The following is a 3,027-nucleotide window of genomic DNA, read 5'->3' as shown; positions in this document are numbered from 1 at the left end:
TAGAATTCCTCGTAATGGCGTCATAACATGGTTTATCCAATCGTTACTGAGTTTATCTTTTACCCCAGTTCGTCTAGGCTCTGAAATTGAAGCGCGAAATTTTATCAAATGAGGCCGTGTAATATCGTTTAGTCTGATCTGACCAAACACCGGTACTAGATAGTTTTCAATGATCATAAGCACATTTTTATAGTGGCTTTTCTTCCATTGAATCCTATTTTCAGATACCCATTCATCAACAAAGGCATCGAAAGTTGGAATATTAGACATAATATTTACAGTCAAAGGTTCAACATTTTCAACCAAGTGCTGTTGCACCTTTAGGTCAAATTCCGAGAATTGACAACATCGTGAACTTGAAGGGAAGTACGACTTAAACACAAATCGATTTAGACGGATCTCTGCTTCGATTGTATTTAAAATACTCGTCATTTTTGATCTATTTAAACGGGTATCAAACAGCACTGTTTGCTCTCTACAGCGGATCCCCTCATAAGTGAAATCGAAAAATAGTTTTCCTTCACGAGCTCTTATATTACCCATGGCAAACACCTCCTCTTGCCATTGGGACAACTAATCTATTTGGTTCTGTTTTCCTAAAAAGCTCTCGTTCAATTTCTTCCCAAATGTAAAAAACTTTTCGCCCACCAAAAGGCTTAATGTAATGAACTCCTTCAAAGAACACATTATCTTTCAATGTGTGGTTGATATATGCCGCACTAAACTTTATTCTTTGAGAAAGTTCTTTCGCATTAAGTAATGTTTGTTTCATATAAACCTCATTATGTTCTTGCAATGCTTTATTTGTTCTTTGTGGGAACATTAAAGCATCTGTTTATTGTTCTTGCAAGGAACATTTTGTGTTGTTTTGGCTCATTTAGAGGTTAAATAAAGTGATTAGGTTTAAAATCAAAGAGTTAATAGCAGAAAAAGAATTTAAAGAACGAAGGAAAATCACTTTGCAGGAGGTCGCTGATTCGGCTGGGGTGAAGAGAACGACGTTATCTAAGATGATGAATCCGAGCTATCAGTACTCAACAACGACAAAAGCGATCGATTCACTATGTCAGTATTTTAGTTGTAAAGTAGACGATATTATTGAGTATGTTGAGGAGTAATTGAAAACGGTTCATAGTAATAATAATTATTTAATGTAATCTTATTTACTGATTCTTCATATGAGTACCCATGGATGCATACTCTTCTTACTTGGCTAGGCACTAAAGACCTAGACAACATGCTTAATGATACAAATGCTGCAATCAGTACAATTGCAGCTAAATCTGAACAACCCTTTGATAAAATTGTTATCTTGTCGAACAAAGACGAAGACAAATGGTCTCATTTCGAACGTTTTCTTAAAAAACGTATGGCAATTGCTAATCGTCCTGATCAAGATATTCAAGTACACAAAGCTCATATCGATAGTCCGATTGATTACCAATCTATCGCAAAAGTCACCGATAAATGGATTTCTAAGCTAAGCGATGAAGCTGACACACTATCGATAAACTTAACCTCTGGTACGCCAGCAATGACAACACTTTCAGTGCTTATTGGCAAAGGTAAGTCCAACACGCATTTCTTACAAGCAACGCCCAGTAATGAACTTATTCTAGTCAAAATACCGCTGGATTTTGCCCAAGCCTATGTTCAATCAGCATCTAAAAGTATTGCCTTCAAAGCAACATCTGAACCTAACTTTCATCGCGCGTTTAATAATTTAACCAACCATTCAAGCGCAATGAAAATAACCGTATCCAAAGCGCAGAAAATCTCCGCTTCAGAAGTGCCGGCTTTGATCTTGGGTGAAACGGGTACAGGTAAGGAGTTAATGGCCAATGCTATACATCTCGGTAGCCTTCGATCTAGCAAGCCTATTCGAATTATTAACTGTGGTGCATTAGCAGAAAATATTGTCGACTCGACATTATTTGGCCACAAAAAAGGTGCTTTTACTGGTGCTGAAAAAGATCACCCAGGCTTATTTGAACAAGCAGATGGCGGAACTCTTTTTTTAGACGAAGTAGGTGAGTTGCCGCTCAGTGTGCAAGTTAAATTACTTCGAGCCCTGCAACAAGGTGAAATAACTCGACTAGGTGATACCAAAAGTATCTTCGTTGATGTTCGTATTATTGCAGCAACACACCAAGATTTATCCTTGTTAGTATCTCAAGGTAAATTTAGAGAAGATCTTTTTTATCGATTAGCTGTCGGTATCATTGAAATGCCTGCTTTACGCAACCGCATTGAAGATATACCCAGTATAGTCACTCAGCTTGTCGATCAAATAAATCAATCGAGTTCAAAGCACCCAAGCTACAAAAGTAAACAAATTTCCGATAAGGGAATTAATTTTATTTGCACCCAATCATGGCCAGGTAATATTCGTGAGCTATGGAGCACATTAAACAGAGCATTTTTGTGGTCAGATACAACACTTATCAATGATGAAGATATCTTTAAAAGTTTAATTAAGAGGCAAAAAAAAAATATATCTGACGATCTTTCAATGACAATTAATGATATAGTCGATATAGTGCAAATCACTGATGACATTCAAAAAAAATATGTTAAAGCAGCGTTAAAGGCTTCAGGATATGTCAAAAAGAAAGCAACAATAATGCTTGGGTTAAAAGATCATCAAACGTTAACAAATTGGATGAAGCGTTTAAATATTGAAACTGATAGTTAAACAGTGGCAATCAATTTGGCATTGTTATTGCGTAATATGGATATTAAGGAAAATACACGGAATGATGAAATCAATGAAGCTACACTTCGAAACACAACTCCATGAGCCTGCTAAACTCAATATCCAGTCACTGAAAGTCATACAACATTATTTGTTGTTAGAATTCTTCGCTTCAAAATCTTACCTAAATTCAAAATCCTTTAGCATTCCTGTAAAGATACATCTTGATGGATAACGCAATATAAGATTCAATTTAGTGACTCATTAATTGTAAGTTATTATAAAATATCATTATTAAAGTTGATTAAATATGAAGCTTAACGATATTGTAA

The 3,027-nt window shown here is 35.7% G+C and carries 4 protein-coding genes; 2 read left to right on the top strand and 2 right to left on the bottom strand.

All coding sequences use genetic code 11. The annotated features are described in order from the left end of the window. Positions 1-543 (bottom strand): Arm DNA-binding domain-containing protein (locus H5202_RS19720; RefSeq protein WP_182773563.1); only part of this gene is annotated, 543 nt, incomplete at its 3' end. Further along, positions 536-823, bottom strand: a complete 288-nt coding sequence (locus H5202_RS19715; protein WP_427758996.1) for a hypothetical protein — start codon at positions 821-823, stop codon at positions 536-538. The genes H5202_RS19720 and H5202_RS19715, both read right to left, overlap by 8 nt. 70 nt (positions 824-893) lie before the next feature. On the opposite strand from H5202_RS19715, the gene H5202_RS19710 reads away from it, so the two are divergent. Then, positions 894-1,118 carry a helix-turn-helix domain-containing protein gene (locus H5202_RS19710; RefSeq protein ID WP_182773562.1) on the top strand — a complete coding sequence of 75 codons (225 nt, stop codon included), beginning with the start codon at positions 894-896 and terminating at the stop codon, positions 1,116-1,118. A 74-nt stretch (positions 1,119-1,192) separates the two neighbouring features. Continuing rightward, on the top strand, positions 1,193-2,695 hold the full coding sequence (locus H5202_RS19705; RefSeq protein WP_182773561.1) for a sigma-54 interaction domain-containing protein: 1,503 nt from the start codon (positions 1,193-1,195) through the stop codon (positions 2,693-2,695). Positions 2,696-3,027 lie beyond the last annotated feature (332 nt).

The sequence above is a fragment of the Shewanella sp. SG41-4 genome (assembly GCF_014164505.1).
Classification (GTDB): domain Bacteria; phylum Pseudomonadota; class Gammaproteobacteria; order Enterobacterales; family Shewanellaceae; genus Shewanella.
The sequence above is the reverse complement of the archived record's forward strand: the minus strand, read 5'-3'. Positions and strand labels throughout refer to the sequence as shown.

What these genes read in the sequence shown, in the direction of transcription:
- H5202_RS19715 (WP_427758996.1), bottom strand. Translation starts at nt 823, where the DNA reads ATGTTCCCACAAAGAACAAATAAAGCATTGCAAGAACATAATGAGGTT.
- H5202_RS19705 (WP_182773561.1), top strand. Translation starts at nt 1,193, where the DNA reads ATGCATACTCTTCTTACTTGGCTAGGCACTAAAGACCTAGACAACATG.